The organism is Nisaea nitritireducens (assembly GCF_014904795.1).
GTDB lineage: Bacteria > Pseudomonadota > Alphaproteobacteria > Thalassobaculales > Thalassobaculaceae > Nisaea > Nisaea nitritireducens.
Genome location: NZ_JACZFS010000044.1, coordinates 35,109 through 54,767 on the forward strand (window position 1 = coordinate 35,109; position 19,659 = coordinate 54,767).

General features: G+C 61.8%; 20 protein-coding genes. 12 read left to right on the forward strand and 8 right to left on the reverse strand.

All coding sequences use genetic code 11. The annotated features are described in order from the left end of the window. The first annotated feature begins 22 nt into the window (after positions 1 to 22). From IG629_RS14840 to IG629_RS14875, 8 genes are all read left to right on the forward strand, one after another. On the forward strand, positions 23 to 1,246 hold the full coding sequence (locus tag IG629_RS14840) for an FAD-binding protein (protein WP_193172725.1): 1,224 nt from the start codon (positions 23 to 25) through the stop codon (positions 1,244 to 1,246). A gap of 14 nt (positions 1,247 to 1,260) precedes the next feature. Further along, entirely contained in the window at positions 1,261 to 2,568 is a 1,308-nt protein-coding gene (gene glcF / locus IG629_RS14845) for a glycolate oxidase subunit GlcF (RefSeq protein ID WP_193172726.1), read from the forward strand. Positions 2,569 to 2,613: 45 nt separating this feature from the next. Next, positions 2,614 to 3,165, forward strand: coding sequence for a tetratricopeptide repeat protein (locus IG629_RS14850; protein ID WP_193172727.1), 552 nt, complete (start codon positions 2,614 to 2,616; stop codon positions 3,163 to 3,165). A 145-nt stretch (positions 3,166 to 3,310) separates the two neighbouring features. Then, the gene (locus tag IG629_RS14855; protein ID WP_193172728.1) at positions 3,311 to 4,639 is read left to right on the forward strand and encodes a dihydroorotase; all 1,329 of its coding nucleotides are present in this window, start codon (positions 3,311 to 3,313) and stop codon (positions 4,637 to 4,639) included. Continuing rightward, entirely contained in the window at positions 4,636 to 5,115 is a 480-nt protein-coding gene (locus IG629_RS14860) for a GNAT family N-acetyltransferase (RefSeq protein ID WP_193172729.1), read from the forward strand. The genes IG629_RS14855 and IG629_RS14860 overlap by 4 nt, the downstream gene beginning before the upstream one ends. A 133-nt stretch (positions 5,116 to 5,248) precedes the next feature. Beyond that, complete coding sequence (locus IG629_RS14865; protein WP_028467155.1) at positions 5,249 to 6,415, forward strand: acetyl-CoA acetyltransferase; 1,167 nt, start codon at positions 5,249 to 5,251, stop codon at positions 6,413 to 6,415. Between the two features lie 9 nt (positions 6,416 to 6,424). Continuing rightward, positions 6,425 to 6,964: a GNAT family N-acetyltransferase gene (locus IG629_RS14870; protein WP_193172730.1), complete on the forward strand. Its 540-nt coding sequence runs from the start codon at positions 6,425 to 6,427 to the stop codon at positions 6,962 to 6,964. Beyond that, a complete protein-coding gene (locus IG629_RS14875) occupies positions 6,961 to 7,959 on the forward strand; it encodes an MDR family oxidoreductase (RefSeq protein ID WP_193172731.1) in 999 nt (332 codons plus the stop codon). Before IG629_RS14870 ends, IG629_RS14875 begins: the two co-directional genes overlap by 4 nt. A gap of 15 nt (positions 7,960 to 7,974) precedes the next feature. On the opposite strand, the gene IG629_RS14880 is transcribed toward IG629_RS14875, so the two are convergent. Together IG629_RS14880 and IG629_RS14885 are read right to left on the reverse strand one after the other, a co-directional pair. Beyond that, the gene (locus IG629_RS14880) at positions 7,975 to 8,343 is read right to left on the reverse strand and encodes a hypothetical protein (RefSeq protein ID WP_193172732.1); all 369 of its coding nucleotides are present in this window, start codon (positions 8,341 to 8,343) and stop codon (positions 7,975 to 7,977) included. A 159-nt stretch (positions 8,344 to 8,502) separates the two neighbouring features. Next, positions 8,503 to 9,330, reverse strand: a complete 828-nt coding sequence (locus tag IG629_RS14885) for an SDR family NAD(P)-dependent oxidoreductase (protein WP_193172733.1) — start codon at positions 9,328 to 9,330, stop codon at positions 8,503 to 8,505. 157 nt (positions 9,331 to 9,487) lie between these two features. Here IG629_RS14885 and IG629_RS14890 point away from each other — a divergent pair, with 157 nt between their 5' ends. Further along, positions 9,488 to 11,125 (forward strand): long-chain-fatty-acid--CoA ligase, encoded by a 1,638-nt coding sequence (locus IG629_RS14890; protein ID WP_226886749.1) that lies wholly within the window; start codon positions 9,488 to 9,490, stop codon positions 11,123 to 11,125. Between the two features lie 35 nt (positions 11,126 to 11,160). Here the strand turns inward: IG629_RS14890 and IG629_RS14895 are convergent, their stop codons facing one another. Both IG629_RS14895 and IG629_RS14900 read right to left on the reverse strand, forming a co-directional pair. After that, entirely contained in the window at positions 11,161 to 12,771 is a 1,611-nt protein-coding gene (locus IG629_RS14895) for a cation:proton antiporter family protein (RefSeq protein ID WP_226886751.1), read from the reverse strand. Positions 12,772 to 13,036: 265 nt separating this feature from the next. Next, on the reverse strand, positions 13,037 to 13,705 hold the full coding sequence (locus IG629_RS14900) for a dienelactone hydrolase family protein (RefSeq protein ID WP_193172734.1): 669 nt from the start codon (positions 13,703 to 13,705) through the stop codon (positions 13,037 to 13,039). A gap of 263 nt (positions 13,706 to 13,968) precedes the next feature. On the opposite strand from IG629_RS14900, the gene IG629_RS14905 reads away from it, so the two are divergent. After that, on the forward strand, positions 13,969 to 14,454 hold the full coding sequence (locus IG629_RS14905; RefSeq protein WP_193172735.1) for an AAA family ATPase: 486 nt from the start codon (positions 13,969 to 13,971) through the stop codon (positions 14,452 to 14,454). Here the strand turns inward: IG629_RS14905 and IG629_RS14910 are convergent. Next, positions 14,432 to 15,346 carry a DMT family transporter gene (locus IG629_RS14910; RefSeq protein WP_193172736.1) on the reverse strand — a complete coding sequence of 305 codons (915 nt, stop codon included), beginning with the start codon at positions 15,344 to 15,346 and terminating at the stop codon, positions 14,432 to 14,434. The genes IG629_RS14905 and IG629_RS14910 overlap by 23 nt on opposite strands. 126 nt (positions 15,347 to 15,472) lie before the next feature. Here IG629_RS14910 and IG629_RS14915 point away from each other — a divergent pair, with 126 nt between their 5' ends. Together IG629_RS14915 and IG629_RS14920 are read left to right on the forward strand one after the other, a co-directional pair. Continuing rightward, entirely contained in the window at positions 15,473 to 16,057 is a 585-nt protein-coding gene (locus IG629_RS14915) for a bifunctional transcriptional activator/DNA repair enzyme AdaA (protein WP_193172737.1), read from the forward strand. Positions 16,058 to 16,155: 98 nt separating this feature from the next. Continuing rightward, positions 16,156 to 17,028: a bile acid:sodium symporter family protein gene (locus tag IG629_RS14920; protein WP_193172738.1), complete on the forward strand. Its 873-nt coding sequence runs from the start codon at positions 16,156 to 16,158 to the stop codon at positions 17,026 to 17,028. Between the two features lie 12 nt (positions 17,029 to 17,040). On the opposite strand, the gene ychF is transcribed toward IG629_RS14920, so the two are convergent. The 3 genes from ychF to IG629_RS14935 are packed head-to-tail and all read right to left on the reverse strand — an operon-like array spanning position 17,041 to position 19,502. Beyond that, complete coding sequence (gene ychF / locus IG629_RS14925; RefSeq protein WP_193172739.1) at positions 17,041 to 18,144, reverse strand: redox-regulated ATPase YchF; 1,104 nt, start codon at positions 18,142 to 18,144, stop codon at positions 17,041 to 17,043. 3 nt (positions 18,145 to 18,147) lie between these two features. Further along, the gene (pth, locus tag IG629_RS14930) at positions 18,148 to 18,801 is read right to left on the reverse strand and encodes an aminoacyl-tRNA hydrolase (protein WP_193172740.1); all 654 of its coding nucleotides are present in this window, start codon (positions 18,799 to 18,801) and stop codon (positions 18,148 to 18,150) included. A 56-nt stretch (positions 18,802 to 18,857) separates the two neighbouring features. After that, positions 18,858 to 19,502, reverse strand: coding sequence for a 50S ribosomal protein L25/general stress protein Ctc (locus IG629_RS14935; protein ID WP_193172741.1), 645 nt, complete (start codon positions 19,500 to 19,502; stop codon positions 18,858 to 18,860). Positions 19,503 to 19,659 lie beyond the last annotated feature (157 nt).

Below are 19,659 nucleotides of genomic sequence, written 5' to 3' on the forward strand. Positions count from 1 at the left end.
ATCGGAACAACAGGGACGAGACATGGCATCAACGTTGAAGCCGGAAGACGCAAAGCAGGTTGAGGAGGCGGTCACCTGGGCGCTCTCCAATGGCGAGCCGCTGGAAATTGTCGGGCGTGCCAGCAAGCGCGCTCTCGGGCGGCCATTCCAGGCCGAGACCGTGCTGGACCTGTCCGATCTTTCCGGTGTGATCGACTATGAGCCGGCCGAACTTGTGCTCACCGCTTTTCCCTCCACCCCGATGGCCGAGGTGGAAAAGCTGCTGGCTGAAAACAACCAGATGCTTGCCTTCGAGCCGATGGATCTGACCGCGCTGCTCGGCGGCACAACCACCGTAGGCAGTCTTGCCGGCGCACTGATGATCAACAGTGGCGGACCACGCCGCATCAAGGCGGGTTCCGCCCGGGATCATCTGCTCGGGTTCGAGGCGGTCAGCGGCCGGGCCGAGCAGTTCAAGTCCGGCGCCCGGGTGGTGAAGAACGTCACCGGTTACGATTTGCCGAAAGTGATCTGCGGCTCTTACGGCACGCTGGCGGCGGTCACCAAGATCGATGTGAAGGTCCTGCCGATGCCGGAGAAGGTCTATACCGTGCTGGTGCTCGGACTTGATGCCGGGGCGGCCGTCCGGGCGATGAGTGCCGCCATGAACAGCGCGCATGAAGTCTCGGCGGCTGCGTACGTGCCGGCAGATCTGAGCGGGAAGTCCGGTGTGTCCTATATCAAGGGCGCCGGTGCGTCCGTCACGGCACTGCGGATCGAGGGCTTCGGCCCATCCGTCGAGCGCCGCTGTGCTGATCTTCGTAGTGAATTGTCCGCGTTCGGCGCCGTCGAGGAACTTCACACGATGAACAGCCAGAGCTTCTGGCGTGAAGTCCGCGACGTGCACTATCTGGTCACGCCGATGCCCGATCCGGTCTGGCGCATTTCTGTGCCGCCCTCCGCCGGGGCCTCGGTTGGGGAGGCGCTGTCCGGGATGGATGGTGCCGCCTGGTTCTCCGACTGGGCAGGCGGCCTGATCTGGTTGCAGCTTCCGGCCTCGGACGATGCCGGTGCGGGCGCGGTGCGTGCCGCCGTTTCTGCTGCGGGCGGGCATGCGACGCTGGTGCGCGCCGGACACGAGGTACGCGCGGCCGTCCCGGTTTTTCATCCGCAACCGGACGCAATTGCAGCGCTCAGCATGCGCCTCAAGGAAAGCTTCGATCCGAAACACATCCTCAACCCCGGCCGCATGTATGCGGGCGTCTGAGAGGGCGGGACATAATGCAGACGAATTTTACACTCGCCCAACTCGCCGACCCGGCGGTTCAGGAATCCGAATCCATCCTGCGCAAGTGCGTGCATTGCGGATTTTGTACCGCGACTTGTCCGACCTTTGTGCTGCTCGGAGACGAGCTGGACAGTCCGCGCGGCCGGATTTACCTGATCAAGGACATGCTGGAGAACGGCAAGCCGGCCAATGACGAGGTGGTCCGGCATGTCGATCGCTGCCTCTCCTGCCTCTCCTGCATGACCACCTGTCCCTCCGGCGTGAACTACATGCATCTTGTCGATCATGCCCGGGCCCATATCGAGGAGACCTATACCCGGCCTTTGCTGGACCGTGCCTTGCGCTCCCTGCTGGCCTGGCTGCTGCCCTATCCGAACCGGTTCCGCTTTGCCCTGCTCGGGGCGGCAATGGCGCGGCCGTTTGCCGGTCTCTTCGGAGATGCTCTCGGTGGCCGGGTGAAGGCGATGCTGTCGCTCGCGCCGAAACAGCTTCCCGCGCGCAGTCCATTGGAGAAACCGGGCACCCATGCTGCCGTGGGGCCGCGCAAACTCCGGGTGGCGATGCTGGCCGGCTGCGCCCAGAAGGCGCTGGCGGCGTCGATCAACGACGCGACCATTCGCATGCTGACCCGCCACAATGTCGAGGTGGTGGTGCCGAAAGATGCCGGCTGCTGCGGCGCGCTGACCCATCACATGGGGAAGGAAGAGGCAGCGATGGCCTCGGCCCGGGCGAACATTGATGCCTGGGCGGCGCTGGAGGAGCAGGAAGGCGGTCTTGATGCCGTCATCATCAATGCCTCCGGTTGCGGCACCACGGTGAAGGACTACGGCTTTCTGCTGCGCGGGGATAAGGCCTATGCGGAGAAGGCGGCGCGGATTGCTTCCAAGGCGAAAGACATCACCGAGTTGCTTATAGAGCTGGATCTGCCGGAAAATAGCGCGGGGGACGGGCTCCGGGTGACCTATCATTCCGCCTGCTCCATGCAGCACGGCCAGAAGATCAAGAGCCTGCCCCAGGCCCTGCTGCGCAAGGCGGGCTTTGCGGTGAAGGACGTGCCGGAAGGGCATCTCTGTTGCGGCTCGGCCGGCACCTACAACATGCTGCAGCCGAAACTCGCCACCCGGCTGCGGGACCGCAAGCTGGCCAATATCGCCAAGACCGCGCCGGAAGTGATCGCGGCGGGCAATCTCGGTTGCATCACACAGATCGCGTCGGGCAGCGGCGTGCCGGTTGTGCATACGGTGGAACTGCTGGACTGGGCGACCGGTGGGCCGAAACCTGAGGCGCTCGAGAACGCGTGATCGGAAAGCCCTTGGCTGGACTGGATCGGGATCTATCTCAGAATTATGCAGAGACTGATCCTCGCGGCCCTGTTTGCCATCTTCCTGTCCTCCGCGGTTTCGGCGGACCAGACAGACACGCGGCTCGACCCGTTGTTTGCCGAGCTTAAGACCGCCGCCTCGATCACCGATGCTCGCTATATCGAGCGAGAGATCTGGGCCATCTGGTCCCAGCATGGCTCGGACGCGGAAATCGATCTGCGTTTCCAGCGCGGCGTATTGCTGATGAATGCGGGACGGCTGGAGGAAGCGGCTCGGGTTTTCAGCACTATCCTTGAGGTCGATCCCGAATTTGCCGAAGCCTGGAACAAACGCGCGACCCTGCTCTATCTCATGGGAGACGTGGCGGGATCGGTGCGGGACATCGAGCGCACGCTGGCGCTCGAGCCCCGTCATTTTGGCGCGCTGTCCGGTCTCGGCCTGATCTATGAGCAGATCGAAAGCGCCGATGGCGCCATCAAGGCTTTCACCGCCGCACTCGAAATCAACCCGCACATGCCCTGGATCGCCGAACGGCTGGAAGCTCTGGAAGAGCAGCTGGAAGGCGAGCCGCTCTAGTTCGACTTGACGCAGATCTGTTTCAGCATCAGCCAGTCCCTGAAAATAGTGCGACGCACTTTCGGGCGGCTCCACCTTGTCTGTGGTCGCTTCCGGTTGTATCGCTAGGCGTCCGACACTAGATCCTTCCCGAAAGGCTTGCCCCATGTCCTCCTACGATCTGATCATCAAGAACGGAACCGTCGCCACGCCCGGCGCGATCGAGGCGATGGATGTTGCGGTGAAGGGCGGCAAGATCGCCGGGCTTGGGAGTTTCGATGCCGGATCGGCGGCCGAGGTGTTTGATGCTACGGGCCTGCATGTGTTGCCCGGCGTGATTGACACCCAGGTGCATTTCCGGGAGCCGGGTGCGGAGCACAAGGAAGACATCGCGCACGGCACCATGGCAGCGGCCATGGGTGGCGTGACGGCGATTTTCGAGATGCCGAACACCAACCCGCTGACACTCTCGCCGGAAACCCACGCGGACAAGATCGCTCGGGGCGAGGCTGGCGGCTGGGTTGATTTCGCCTTCTTCGTCGGCGGCTCGGCGGAGAATGTCGGCAAGCTTCATGAATACGAGAACCTGCCGGGCTGTCCTGGCATCAAGATTTTCATGGGCTCCTCGACCGGCTCCCTGCTGGCGAAGGACGACGAGACCCTGGCGAAGATCCTCGCCGACGGCCGCCGCCGCTTCGCCGTGCATGCCGAGGACGAATACCGGCTGGAAGAGCGGAAGCATATCGCCGAGAAAGAGGGCCATCCCCGCGTCCACAATATCTGGCGCGACGAGGAAACCGCTGTCCTGGCGACCAACCGCATTCTGAAACTCGCCCGTGCGGCTGGACGGCCCGTTCATATCCTGCATGTGACGACGGCGGAGGAGATGGACATCCTCGCCGCCAACAAGGATATCGCCACTGTCGAAGTGACGCCGAACCACCTCACTCTGGCGGCGCCGGACTGTTACGAGGAACTCGGCTCGCTCGCCCAGATGAACCCGCCGGTGCGTGAGAAGCATCATCAGGATGCCCTCTGGCGCGCCATCGAACAGGGTGTTGTCGACGTGATCGGCTCCGATCACGCGCCGCACACGCTGGAAGAAAAGGCGAAGCCGTATCCGCAGACGCCGAGCGGCATGACAGGTGTGCAGACGCTGCTGGTCAACATGCTGAACCATGTGAACGAGGGACGCCTGTCGCTGCGCCGTCTGGTCGAGCTGACCTCGGCCGGCCCTCAGCGGGTCTACAACATCGCCTGCAAGGGCCGGATCGCCAAAGGCTACGATGCCGATTTCGCCATCGTCGACCTGAAGGCAAAGCGCACCATCACGAACGACTGGATCGCCAGCAAGTGCGGCTGGACGCCCTATGACGGCAAGAAAGTCACGGGCTGGGTGATGGCGACACTGGTGCGCGGTAATGTCGTGATGCGCGAAGATGAGCTGGTCGGCAAGGCAACTGGTGCGCCGGTCAGGTTCGTCGAGACACTGTGACGGGCATTCTCATCCGCCCGGCGCGCCCAGAAGATGCGGAAGTCGCGGGGCAGGCCGGATATTCAGCTTGGCTGAAAGGTATAGGGCCGATCGTGCCCGAGGAAACACGTTTGCTTATCGGCGAAGAGAGTTTCGCTTCTTTCATTTCGGGGACGCCAGAGCAGATCCTTGTCGCGGAGCGGGCGGGCCAAATCGCTGGGATGGGAGCCACCGAGTCTGGTAATAATTACATCTCCGACATCTGGGTCGCGCCCGAGCACGAAGGCCACGGAATCGGTCGAGAGTTGGTGCGGGCGCTGGAAGCACGTATCGCTGCACGTGGCTATAAGGTAGCGACGATCTCGGTCCTGAGCGAGAATGCACGAGCGCTCTCGCTCTACCGGCACCTTGGTTACACGCTCGTTTCCGAGGGGATCGAATATCGTGAGCATCTCCGGTGCGAGCTGGAGACGACGAAGCTCGAAAAGAAACTCTGAGCTCGTTCCATGCCGGATCGCCATCGAACACGTTCCGCAGTGCAGCATTGAAGTGTGGGACTCGTCCCCCGATTTCTGCTAGGGAAAATCAAAGCCGTACACGCGCGGCGCAGAAAATCAGGGAGAAAGTCTCATGACCGGATGTATCGTCGGCTGGTCCCATATGCCTTTTGGCAGGCATGAGGGCGAAGATGTCGAGAGCATGATCGTCAAGGTTGCTTCGGAAGCTGTGGCTGATGCGGGCTTCGAGCCGAAAGACGTCGATGCTGTCTATCTTGGCCATTTCAATGGCGGCTTCTCGCCCCAGGACTTCACCGCGAGCCTGGTATTCCAGAGCTCCGACGATTTCCGCTTCAAGCCGGCGACCCGGGTCGAGAATGCCTGCGCGACCGGCAGTGCCGCCGTGCATCAGGGGCTGAACCTGATTGCCGCGAAGAAAGCGCGCGTCGTGCTCTGCGTCGGTGTCGAGCAGATGACCAAGCTGCCGGGCAAGCAGATCGGCGAAACGCTGCTGAAGGCGAGCTATCTGAAGGAAGAGGCCGGTATTGAAGGCGGTTTCGCCGGTGTCTTCGGTCAGATAGCCCAGGCCTATTATCAGCGCCATGGCGACCAGTCCGACGCGCTGGCCATGATCGCGGCGAAGAACCATGCCAACGGCGTGCACAATCCCTATGCCCAGATGCGCAAGGACCTCGGCTACGAGTTCTGCCGGAACGAGTCCGAGAAGAACCCGTTTGTTGCCGGCCCGCTGAAGCGCACCGATTGCTCGCTGGTCTCCGACGGAGCGGCGGCGCTGGTGCTGACCGATGTCGAGACGGCGCTCGGCCGGGACAAGGCCATTGCCTTCCGGGCAGCGGCGCAGGTGAACGACTTCCTGCCGCTGTCCAAGCGCGACATCGTCAAGTTCGAAGGCTGTGGCGAGGCCTGGCGGCAGGCGCTCGGCACCGCCGGGGTCGGTCTGGACGATCTCAGCTTCGTTGAGACCCATGACTGCTTCACCATCGCCGAGCTGATCGAGTACGAAGCGATGGGCCTGACCGCACCGGGCCAGGGTGCCCGTGCCGTCAAGGAAGGCTGGACCCACAAGGATGGCAAGCTGCCGGTCAATCCGTCCGGCGGCCTGAAGGCCAAGGGGCATCCGATCGGAGCCACCGGCGTTTCCATGCACGTCCTGACCTCCATGCAATTGCGGGGCGATGCCGGCGACATGCAGATCCAGGGCGCCAAGATGGGCGGTATCTTCAACATGGGCGGGGCCGCCGTGGCGAACTACGTCTCGATCCTCGAACCGCTGCGTTAAAGGCTATCAATGACTGACGGTACCGGCGGCCCGTGCCGGCTGGCACGCCCGGACGAGATCGAAATCGTCCGGGACATCCAGCGGGCAGCGGGCCGCATGTTTCTTGAAACACCATATCCGGAAGCAGCCGGCGATCCGGTTGACGACGCGGAGACTTTGGCTGCGGCGCAGGATAATTGGTGGCTCTGGGTTGCGGTCGATGCTGATGACCGTCCGGTCGGTGCGGCGCACCTCAAGATATTGGGGGACGGGCTGCATCTTCGTGAACTGGACGTGCATCCGGACCATGCCGGCGCGCGTTTGGGCGCTGCAATCCTGAATGCGGTAGAGCGCTTCTTCGCCGGCCGGGGCATCCCATATATCAGCCTGACAACCTTCATCGATGTGCCGTGGAATGCGCCTTATTATGAGCGCATCGGTTTCGGCATCGTGGCACCGGAAGAAATGGACGAGCCGCTTCGGCTCGCCTGGCAATCGGAAGTGGCGAATTTTCCGAGCGAAAAACGGGTGGCGATGCGAAAGCCATTCGGAGCAGGGGGGAACAGATGAGCGACACATTCAAAGCCGTGCTGCTGCGCGAGGCGGACAAAAAGGTTACGGCAGCGATCGAACAGGTGCCGATGGCGGATCTGCCAGACGGCGATGTGACGGTGCGCGTTTCCTACACCACGCTGAACTACAAGGACGGGATGGTGCTGAACGGGATCGGCCGGCTGGTGCGGACTTACCCGCATATTCCGGGTGTTGATTTCTCCGGCACCGTCGAGACTTCCGAGAATCCCGATTTCAAACCGGGCGACAAGGTCGTGCTGACCGGTTGGCGCGTTGGTGAGATGCACTGGGGCGGCTATGCCGAACTGGCCCGGGTGAAGGGCGACTGGCTGGTCAAGCTGCCGGACGGGATCGGGCTCGACGACGCCATGGCAATCGGCACTGCAGGTTTCACTGCGATGCTGGCTGTAGACACGCTGGAACGGCATGGCATGACGAAGGATCAGGGCGAGGTGCTGGTAACCGGGGCGGCCGGCGGTGTCGGCAGTGTCGCGACCGCGATCCTTTCCAATCTTGGCTACAGCGTTGCCGGCTCGACCGGACGGCCGGATCAGGCGGATTACCTCCGTGATCTCGGCGTCTCCCAGGTGATCGACCGGGCCGAACTGGCGGAGGCGCCGTCACGCCCTCTGGCGGCCGAACGGTTTGCCGGATGCATCGACAATGTCGCCGGCACAACGCTTTCGAACCTGCTGACCCAGATGAAATACGGCAGTGCTGTTGCCGCGGTCGGCCTTGCCGGCGGGAACGATCTGAACACCACCGTGCTGCCCTTCCTGCTGCGTGGCGTCAGCATCCTCGGCATCGACAGCGTGATGTGCCCGAAAGAGCGCAGGCTGCAGGTCTGGCAGCGGATCGCGAAGGAGCTTCCGATGCGGAAGCTGCATCACATGATCGAGCGCCACACGATGGAAGATCTGCCGGAACTCGGCAAGGCCATCCTCAAGGGCGCCGTCCGCGGCCGGACGGTAATTGAGATCGCCGGCGGCTGAGGTCGGCGAGGAGCGTCACCACTTCCTCAGGAATCGATCGGCGTCCCACATGGCACGCGAGAAATCGTTGCTCTTGCCCGATGGTGAGGCCAATTCGGCGATGTCTCCGAAGATCGTTCTGGCACCGTTTCCACCGGAGACCCCGTCGAGGTCCGTGTCATCAAGATCTCCGTCGGCGCCGGACTCGGTATTGACGGCCCGCGTAGCGGCTAACCGAAAGGCCGCAGCATCGTCGGCCGTAACCGAATAGCCCTTCGCAGTGACAAATTGTGCGACGGTTTCGTCAGTCGCGCTGCCATCATCGTCCTGAACCAATTTGTAGAAGCTTCCGGCAAGAGCCTCGTCTTCCTGTACGGCCTTCATGAAGGCGACCATTCCCTGCATTGTTCCTGTTCCCTTTCCAATGGACTGACTGGTGTGTTGTAGGGCTTCAGGGTAATCAGGAAGGGCAGGCTGGGCCGTACCATATGTTTATTAAACGTGACCGCATGTTCTTTCATTCCGGCGGCGAATGGCATGATCGAGCGACAACACGCCTTAGTGCTATGGTTTGAATGCGTGATAGGCATGCTCGACGGTCGGATCCCAGCGTGAGAGGGCCGGGCGGTCCTCTGTTATGTCGGCCGCGCCCCAGAGAATGCGGCGGCGATCTTCCTCTTCACTCACTTCATCGTCGGGGCAGACGATGTAGAACGATCCGGCCTCTATCCCCTGCAACATGCGTTCGATGACCTGTTCTGGCAGCCAGGCACCTGGCCGATGCTCGTTCTTGCCGGTTGTCGTCCAGCCCGGTATCAGCAGATGTGCCGTCATATTTTCCTCGCCGGTGCTGCGTAGTTCGTGCGCGAGGCTTTCCGTGAATGATTTCACCGCCGCCTTGCTGAGATTGTAGACCGGGTGTCCCGGCGGGTTGGTGATGCCTTGCTTGGAGCCTGTATTGACGATAACGGCAGGCGTGCCGCGGTCCCGCATGCCGGGCAGGAAGGCGCGCGTGCCGTAGATCACACCCCATAGATTGACCTCGACGAGGTGGCGCCAATCTTCGATATCTCCGTCGAAACCGCGTCCAGCGCGGGACGCGGCATTGTTCAGCAGGATGTCCGCACCGCCGAATTTTTCCCGTACGGCTTTTTCAAGCTTCTTTATTTGGTCCGGGTCGGAGACATCCGTCGGGACGGCGATGATATTCGCGGCATCGTCCGCCTTCGCGATGACCTCCGCCGTTGCCGTCACCAGATCGTCGGTCGGCAGGTCGACCAGACACACCTTCAGACCCATCTCGGCAAAGTGCAGCGCGGCGGCCCGTCCGATGCCGAGGGCTGCCCCTGTGATTACGGCCACATTTCCTTCGGCGAATGCTGGATGTGTCATGAAGCCCTCCCTGTCGGCGCGACGGGGTGACTATGGCGCGGACCTGTATGCCGGGCAATGCCGGGGGATCTGTTCAAAGCAGACCCGGCCTTGCTAGAGTCCTCCTCGATCGCGACACAGCCGGCCGGAGAGCGGGCAGGCGCGAGGGAGGAAATACATGCTGCCAGGCAATATGATGGACCGTCCCCTGACGGTTCCGAGCATCCTTGATTTTGCCGCCGAAATTCACGGCGATGCCCAGGTGATATCGGCCCGGGTCGAGGGAGACGTGCACCGCTACAGTTATGCCGATGTGCACAGGCGCGTCTCACGGCTGGCCCATGCGCTGCGTCAGCTCGGCATCGTAGACGGTGACCGGGTGGCGACGCTGGCCTGGAACGGCTACCGGCATTTCGAGCTCTATTACGCGATCTCGGGCATCGGCGCGGTCTGCCACACGATCAACCCCCGGCTCTTCGAGGATCAAATCCTTTACATCGTTGGCCATGCCGAAGACCGGGTTCTGTTTCTGGAGACCAGCTTCCTGCCGCTGGTGGAGAAGCTGGCGGACCGGTTGCCGCCGGACCTGCGCTATGTGGTGATGTGCGCGGCTGAAGATTTACCGGAAACCAGCCTGAACGTTCTGGCATACGAGGATCTGCTGACGGGGCAGCCGGACACCATCATCTGGCCTGATCTGGATGAACGTCAGGCCTCAGGGCTCTGCTACACCTCGGGGACGACCGGTAATCCGAAGGGCGTGCTCTATTCCCATCGCTCGACCCTGATCCATACCATGGGGCTGCTGGCGGTCGGGCAGAGCATCGGCCTCAGTCCGGAACGCTCGCTATTGCCGGTGGTGCCGCTTTTTCACGTTAATGCCTGGGGCCTTCCCTTCGCCGCGCCGCTGGTGGGGACAGATTTCGTGCTGCCCGGCCCGCGGCTCGACGGGCCGGGGCTGTTCGCTTTCATGGATCAGGAGAAGGTCAACACAAGCTGGGGCGTGCCGACTGTCTGGTTCGGTCTGCTCGCCGAGATGCGGAAGCAGGGCCGCAAGCCGGACGGGTTCGACTGCGTGCTGATCGGCGGTTCAGCCGCGCCGAAACCGATGATCGAGGAATTCGAGCGGGATTTCGGTGTCACTGTCGTGCATGGCTGGGGCATGAGCGAGATGAGCCCGGTCGGCTCGGTCGGTGTCTTCTACGCCCGGCAGCGTGCCTTGCCGGAAGCAGAGCGGATGCATCTGAAAACGGCGCAGGGGCGCCGCATGTTCGGGGTCGAGTTCAAGATCGTCGACGGGGAGGGCGCGCGCCTGCCTCATGACGGCGTTGCCTTCGGCGAGCTGCATGTGCGCGGGGCCGCCATCATGAGTGCCTATTTCAATGACGACGAGGCGACGGATGGCGCGTTTGACGAAGAGGGCTGGCTGAAGACCGGCGATGTTGCCCGGATCGACCCTGAGGGTTTCCTGTTCCTCGTGGACCGGACCAAGGATGTCATCAAGTCTGGTGGGGAATGGATCAGCTCGATCGATCTGGAGAGCGCGGCGCTGGCGCATCCTGACGTCGCCGAATGCGCGGTGATCGCCGTGCCGCATCCGAAATGGGTAGAGCGGCCATTGCTGGTCACGGTCCTGCAGGACGGGTCGCGGCTGACTGCCGCAGAGATGCAGGAGTTTCTCGGCGGCAGGGTCGCGAAATGGTGGCTGCCCGACGATGTGGTGTTCGTCGACGAACTCCCCCACACCGCAACGGGCAAGCTGTCCAAGATGACCTTGCGCGAGCAGTTCAGGGACTACCGGCTGCCCGGCATGTAGCGGCGCGCGGTCTTAGCTTGAGTGATCGTTTCTGCTCAGAGCCGCTGGCTTTCCAGCAGCCCGTGCATGCGCGTGGCGGCGCCGCTGCCAGCCTCTTCATAGATGTTGAAAACCTCGTCGATCCCGTTTTCCAGGAGTTCCTGTTCCTGGTCCGGGAAAAGCGATGTGGAGACAATGGGGCCTTTGTAACCGCGCTCGCGCATCTGCCTTGCGGCATCGATATTGGATTGGTGCTTCGACATTGAGAGCAGGATCATTTCGATACCCAGATCGGGTGTCACGATACGGGACCAGAATTCCGGGTTTGTGGCGTCGCCAAGGACAACTTTGCGCCCCTCATCACAGTTTCGTTCAACCTGCGCTTCATCCAGATCGATCCCGATGATTTTGTCTTCCGCATGGGTGCGCATTTCATCGTATGCGGCCCGTCCGACTCGCCCCATTCCGAAGATCAGAATGCGGTGCCCGCCAAGATCGATATCTTCGTCACCGACCAAGCGTTTTCGGGTTTCCCATCCGGCCAAGATACTGCTGAAACGGCTGTAAATCTCTAGCGCGTAGACATTCATGGCAGAGGAAATAATCAAGGAAGCGGACAATGCCAGAGCGATGACTGTCAACCAGTCGGACGCAAGCCACTCCGCGCCGATCGCGATAACTATAACGATCAGACCGAATTCAGAATAGTTGCTCAGGACCAGCCCGCCAAACGTCGAGCCCCTGGCGCGCATCCGGAACCGCGTCAGCAGCCAGACGAAAAGCAGTGTTTTGATCGGAATGAGAATCATCAAAACCACTGCGGTTGCCGCAGTTTCCCATGTCGGCAGACCGGTAAGCCCGATGGTCAGGAAGAAACACACCAAAAACACATCTTTGAAGTTCATCAGTATATTGGCGAGGTGTTTGGCCCTAGTGTGACTCGCCAACAAAACGCCCATTGCGAGTGCGCCAAGATCGCCCTTCATGCCCACCAGCTCGAACAATGCTGCGCCGCCGAGTGCCATGCTGAAGCCGAAAACGGCCAGCAGTTCTCCATAACCGCTCCGCTCCATCAGATATCCCAGCGCATGACGCGCGGGAATGAGGGCGAGAAGGGATAGGGCCCAGATCGTAGGCAATTTTCCTGCGGAAAAGGCCAGGAAAACCACCGCGGCAATATCCTGCATGATCAGGATGCCGATCGCGGCTTGACCGTAGCGCGACATCAGTGAGCCGCGACCTTCCAGGGTCTTTACGGCGAAGACTGTGCTCGAAAAAGACAGGGCGAACGCGATGATCAGTGCTGTCTGATAATCCATACCCTCGAATAGAAGAAAACCGGCCCAGCCGAGCGCAGCGATGAAGCCGGTGGCGATGATAATCGTAGCGCCCATATGCAGGCTTGTGGTCGCCCAGATCTCCGGGCGCAGCAAGGTGCTGAGCCTCAACTTCAAGCCAATGGTGAACAGCAGCAGTGTGATGCCCATGTCGGCGACGGAGAGGAGGAACTGATCGCTCTCAGCGCCGAAGAGATGCAGAACGAAACCGGCGATCAAGAAGCCGACCATTGGCGGCAGGCCGATCTGGCGGACCAGCAACCCGGACGCAAATGCTATGGCGATCCAGGCCGGGTCGCGGTAATCGATTGCAATAATGGAAGAGTCCAACAGTCTGTGCTCACCTACAAGACATCGGATATGCGCCGGACAATCGGTCGAGTAATCGACGGGTTTTCAGGCCGCGCCAGACGATTGTACGAGATTGCGAGCCTGACGCCCGATAAATCCGACATAGACATTTTGAATGGCGTCACCGGACCGCGCGGGCGATGGAAAGCCGCCCTTATCTGCATGATTGGGACCTGATGGGCGGGAGGCGCCTGCCTTATCGCGGTGCCAGCCCAGGCACCGCGATTGTGGCGCGTTGGCCGATCTAACCGATATGCGCGCCGAACAATTCCAGCGTGCGTTCCTTGGCGACCTTCGCGCTGGTGGCATCGAAGCTGCCGCGATGGTCGCAATTGAAGCCGTGGCCCGCCGGATACATGTTGACCGTCAGTTCCGGATGCGCGGCGCGGACCTTGTCGACATCGTCCTTCGGGATTGCATGATCCTGTTCGCCGAAATGGCAGATGACCGGGCATTTTGGCTTCTCCTCGGCAACCGAGCCGATGCCGCCGCCGTAATAACTCGCGCCGGCGGAAAAACCGTCGATCCGTGTCGTTGCCAGCCAGGCGAGGAACCCGCCCCAGCAATAGCCGACCACGCCGACCTTGCCGGCTGCCGCCACGGTCTCCCGAGCGGCCGCTATGTCCAGCAATGCCGCGTCGGTATCGGAACGTTCCTTGTAGTCGCGGCCTTTCTCGATATCGTCGGCCTCGTAACCGAGTTCGATCTTCGGCTCGATCCGATCAAAGAGTGCCGGTGCGATCGCAAGATAACCCTGCGCCGCATAATCATCCGCCACGCTCTGGATATGCGCGTTGATGCCGAAAATTTCCTGAACGACAACCACGCCGCCGCGGGGCTTGCCGCTCGGCTGTGCCAGATATGCGTCGAACTTGTGTCCGTCCGACGCCGTCAATTGCATGAACTCGCCCATCAGTCCCTCCGGTGGCTTGGCTCCGTGCGGCGGACTCTAGAGCCAGCGCCTGCAGATGGCAAAGCGGTTTCCGCGTGACGGACAGCGCATCATGCGTTAGTCAAAAGGCATGAACGCGCTTCTGAACAAGGTGGCGACCCTCGTGGTGCGCCGAGTTATTACCGACCCGGTCTGACCAACAGGCCGGGTCATCGTATACCCTTGTTCCAAAACCCGCGGGTTACGCCCGCAGCCGGGCTCAGACCCGGAAACGGTAAAGCGCCATGTCCACCATATTGCATCTGTTCTGCGGCAAGATTGCCGCCGGTAAATCCACTTTCGCCAAACGCCTGTCCCATCAGTCCGACGCACTGCTGATCTGCGAGGATGACTGGATGAGCGCACTGTATGGCCCGGAGCTGAAGAGCTTCGATGATTGTGTCCGTTATTCCGCCCGGCTGCGGTCGGTCATGGAGCCTCATCTGATCTCCCTGCTGCGCGGCGGCACGACGGTAGCGCTGGATTTTCCAGCCAATACGCGGGGGCTGCGGGCCTGGATGCGGGAGATGGCCGAAGCGGCGGAGGTTTTGCCGATCCTGCATTATCTCGATCTGTCCGAAGCGCAATGCCGGGACCGTCTCCGCAAGCGCAATGCGAGCGGGACGCATGCCTTCGCGCCGAGCGATGCGGATTTCGACCTGATCGCCCGATATTTCGAGGCGCCGGAGCCGGATGAAGGGCTCGCCGTCATTGTGCATGGCGGGCTCTGAACGGGTATCGGATCTGGCCCGTCGTCACTGCGACCCCTAGAAGGATCAGGACGAAGCCGAGCATCTGCGGCGCACTCAGCGCTTCGCCGAGGATGAGTGCCCCGAGCAGCATGCTGAAGCCAGCCCTGAGATAGCTGCCGGCCGTGACGCCGAGCGGACCAAGCGTGCGGACCAGCCGGAAATAAATCGCCATGGCGATGGCGGTCGAGAAACAGCCAAGACCGAGGATCGCGGCAATGCCCTCGCTGCTGGGGGACAGGGTGTGGGGCTGGTCGGTCATGAGCGCCGCCGGGACCATGATTGCCGCGGCCATGCTCATGGAACAGGCCGCGGTCAGGATGGGCGGCTGTCCGGAAAAGCGTCTGGCGAAGAGAGCGGCCAGTGCGTAGCTGAGGCTGGCGCCGGTGATCGCAAGCTGCCCGAAAACAGAGCCCTGATCGTCGGCGAAGGCGGCAGGACCAAGCGTTGCCGCAACCCCGGCGAAACCGATCACGGTGCCGGTGAAGCGTCTGCCGAGGTTCGCGCGGTCGCGGAGCAGGATCAGACTGATCAGAAAGACGAAGAGCGGCGGCGTTATGTTCAGCAACCCCGCCAGACCACTGTCGATCCGGGTTTGTCCCCAGCTGATCAGCGTGAAGGGCAGGGCGCTTTGCAGGATGCCTTGCATCAGTAGCGCTGCCCAAGCGGTTACCGTGCCCGGGAATTTCAGCCGCATCCAAACTGCGGTCAGGACGAGAAGGCCCGCGCCGATAGTGAGCCGTCCGGCGACGATGCTGGTGGGCGGTACACTGTCCAGTGCGACTTCGGTCAGGGTGAAAGAGCCGCCCCAAAGAAAGGACAACAGCACGAGCAAGCTGGTTTCGACCGCGATATTTGGCGTTTTGTGCGACATGGGAGACCTCCGGTTCGCCCTTTGTCGCACTGGCGATGTGGCAATGCTGGCTGCATTCGGCTGTTGTCCCGGGATAGAGTCCGATTCCGGCTAGCGTTGCTGGGACCTCCGGAGGATCATGCCGTCATGCAACCCGACGAGACAGACTTTCCCGATCCGGAGACATGCGACAGGGCACGCCTGGCACGGGACCCGGCATTTGACGGTCTGTTCTTCAGCGGCGTGCGGTCCACGAAGATCTATTGCAGGCCGGTCTGTCCGGTTCGTCCGGCAAAATCAGCCAATGTCAGCTTCTACCCGACCGCAGCGGCTGCGGAGAATGCGGGGTTCAGGCCATGTCTGCGGTGCCGGCCGGAGGCCGCGCCGGGAAGCCCTGCATGGCGCGGTACCGCATCCACGGTCGGCAGGGCCATGAGGATGATCGAGGCGGGGTATCTCGACGACAAACCGGTTACGGCATTGGCGGACAGTCTCGGGATCGGCCCGCGCCACCTGTCCCGGCTTTTCGCCCGGCATGCCGGCGCCAGCCCAGCTCAGGTCGCGGCCACGGTCCGGGTGCAGCGGGCGAAACGGCTGATCGATCTCGGAGAAATGCCGATGTCGGAGATTGCCTTCGCCGCCGGGTTCCAGAGCATCCGGCGGTTCAACGATGTGTTCCAGGCGCTGTACGGAAGGGCGCCATCTTCGCTGCGGAAGAGGATCAAGCGTTGATGCCGTTTATCCTTTTGAAGCCTTCACGAACCCTTTGTGATATTGGGGAAATTCCCGGCACGCCGAGGGGCGGTCAAAATTGAATAACGAGGTTCGAAATGGGGATCGTCACTGACATCGTCCTGCCTTTGGTCCTGGCTTTCATGATGTTTACCTTGGGACTGGGGCTCCGGATTTCCGATTTCAGCCGATTGCTGACGCAACCACGTGACATGGTGACCGGGCTGGTCTTCCAGATGCTGCTGCTGCCGCTCGTTGGTTTTCTTCTGGTCTCCAGTTGGCCTTTGGCACCGGAAATTGCGATGGGCGTCATGTTGATCGCCGTGGCGCCGGGCGGCGTGACCTCGAATTTCCTGACCTCGCTTGCGAGAGGGGACGTTGCGCTTTCGGTCTCGCTGACCGCCGTCGCCAGCCTGCTCAGCGTGGTGACCATCCCGCTGGTTCTTGGCATGGCCTATCAACAGATAGCCGGTGAGGCACTGGCCGGGGAAGTCTCGATCGGCAAAACCGCGATCAGCATTTTCCTGATCGTCACCGTGCCGGTCCTGCTCGGCATGGCAGTGCGTCACTTTGTGCCGGGATTGACGGACCGTTGCGTGCCTTATGCCACCAAACTCTCGACCCTGTTCTTCGTACTCGTGCTTGCGGGCGCGATTTTCCAGGAGCGGGAAAACGTGGTGGCGTACTTCGCCGAAGCCGGACTGGTCACGCTGGCGCTGAACATCGCCATGATGGTGCTCGCCTTCCTCGGCGCCCGGGCGCTTGGGAGCGGGCCGGAGCAGCGTATTTCGATCTGTATCGAATGCGGCCTGCAGAACGGCACGCTCGCCATCGCAGTGGGCGTGCTGATCTTTGGCGGCGGCGCTTACGTCATTCCGGCGGCAACCTACAGCCTGATCATGTTCGCGACCGGGCTGCTGTTTCTTGCGCTGGCCCGGCGGAAACTGATAACTGCCGCTAAAACGGGGTGAAGGCCGTCGAGGTCAGACGTTGAAGCGGAAGTGGAAGACGTCGCCGTCCTTCACAAGATATTCCGAGCCTTCGACCCGCATCTTGCCGGCTTCCTTGGCGCCGCTCTCGCCGCCGCAGGCGACGAAATCGTCATAGGCGATGGTTTCCGCCCGGATGAAGCCGCGTTCGAAATCAGTATGGATAACGCCGGCGGCCTGCGGCGCCTTTGAGCCCCGGCCGACGGTCCAAGCGCGGGCTTCCTTCGGACCGACCGTGAAGAAGGTCAACAGATCCAGCAGGCTGTATCCGGCGCGGATCACACGGGCAAGCCCGGTCTCCTCAAGGCCGAGGGTTTCCAGGAATTCGGCCTTCTCTTCCGCGGTGCCAAGCTGGGCGATCTCCGACTCGATCGCGGCTGAAATTACCACCGCGACGGCGCCTTCGGTTTTCGCCATTTCGAATACTTTGGCGGAATACTCGTTACCCTCTGCCGAGCTTTCCTCGTCGACATTGCAGACGTAGAGCACCGGCTTGGTGGTCAGGAGCTGCAAGCCGTCGACGATTTTCTGTTCCTCGGTGCTCCAGTCATCGACAGACCGTGCCGGTTTGCCTTCACGCAAGGCATCGAGGATTTTGGTCATGACGGCGACCTGGATCTTCGCTTCCTTGTCGCCGGACTTGGCCCGCTTCTCCAGAGGAGAAATCCGGCGCTCCATGCTGTCGAGGTCGCAGAGCATCAACTCTGTCTCGATGGTCTCGGCATCGCGCAGCGGGTCGACGGAACCCTCGACATGGGTGATGTCGTCGGAGGCGAAGCAGCGCAGCACATGCACGATGGCGTCGACCTCGCGGATGTTGGCGAGAAACTGGTTGCCGAGGCCTTCGCCCTTGCTGGCGCCGCGCACCAGACCGGCAATGTCGACGAATTCAAGCTGGGTCGGCAGGATCTGCTTGGATCCAGCAAGCTCTGCCAGCTTGTCGAGGCGCGGGTCCGGAACAGCCACCCGGCCGGTATTCGGCTCGATGGTGCAGAACGGATAGTTCGCCGCTTCCGCCGCTGCGGTTTCGGTCAGCGCATTGAAGAGGGTGGATTTGCCGACATTCGGCAGGCCAACGATGCCGCACTTGAAGCCCATGACTTAATTTTCCTGACTGTTATCGCTGGCGCCGTCAGCCTTGGCTGTATCCGGCTTGTTGTTCGGTTTCGGCGGTTTCGGACGTTGCGGGAACACGGCCTGGCTGACCCGGCTCATGAAACCGCTTTCGTCACCACGGACCAGAAGGTCCGCTTCGTCGGCAACGGCAGGCACGAGTTTCGAAAGCCAGCCGGTGCGTTCCGCCTTGGCGAAATCCTGCAGCACGTAGTCCTTCACCCGGTTCTTGTCTCCCGGATGGCCGACGCCGAGCCGTACTCTCCAGTATTCCTTGCCGATATGTGCATCAAGGCTGCGGATACCATTATGTCCGCCGGAGCCACCGCCGCGCTTCACGCGCAGTTTGCCAGGGGCAAGGTCGATCTCGTCATAGAAGACGATGATGTTTTCGAGAGGGATCTTGAAGAACCGGACCGCTTCGCCGACCGCACGGCCGGAATCGTTCATGAAGGTGGTCGGTTTCATCAGCAGGACCTTCTCACCGCCGACATTACCGTCGGCGGTGAGGGCCTGAAAGCGTGATCGGAAAGGACCAAAACCATAACTGGAGGCAATTTCGTCAGCGACGAGAAAGCCGATATTATGGCGCGTCAGCTCGTATTTCGCCCCGGGATTTCCAAGGCCAACGAACAGAAACATCGCTCGGTCCCCTCCCGCCGGGCCGCCTCACTAGGAGGCGGGCACGGCGCGGCCGATTAGTCTTCGGACTCGGTTTCGGCTTCTTCAGCCGTACCTTCGGCCTCGTCTTCGGCGTCGCTGGCTTCACTCTTCATCGCGGACGGTGCGGCGATGGTCGCCACGGTGAAGTCCCGATCGGTGATCGTCGGGGTGACACCTTCCGGCAGTGCGATGGCGCTGATGTGAATGCTGTCGCCGACATTCCAGCCGGACAGATCCAGCGTCAGAGAAGACGGCATCTGGTCCGGACGGCAGCTGACTTCGACTTCATGCCGCACAATGTTCAGAACACCGCCGGCCTTGAGGCCCGGGCACTCTTCTTCGTTGATGAACTCAACCGGCACTTCGACGGTAATCGTGGAAGTGGCGCTGACCCGCAGAAAATCGACATGCTCCGGACGATCGGTGACCGGGTGCAGCTGGACGTCACGGGCAAGCACGCTGTGCTTCTTGCCGTCGACTTCGAGATCGATCAGGGTCGAAAAGAAACCGGACTGATGAAGCAGCTTCGTCAGCGCACGCTCATTGAGCGTCACGGAAACCGGGTCTTTCTTGTCGCCGTAGATTACGGCCGGGATGAGCCCCGCGCGACGGGCGGCACGGGCGGACCCCTTACCGACCCGGTCACGCGTCTGGGCGCTCAGTGCGATCACATCAGACATTTTATTCTCCAATAAAGATGTTCCGCGTGCGGCCGACCTCCAGGGGTGCCGGCCCGCAAGGCGGAACGGATGAGCGGGGCGTTTTAGTGGCTTTCGCCGGAAAAAGCTAGCCCTAAGCGGTCCGGACCGGCATGCCGGTCCGGGGCAACGGCGCTAG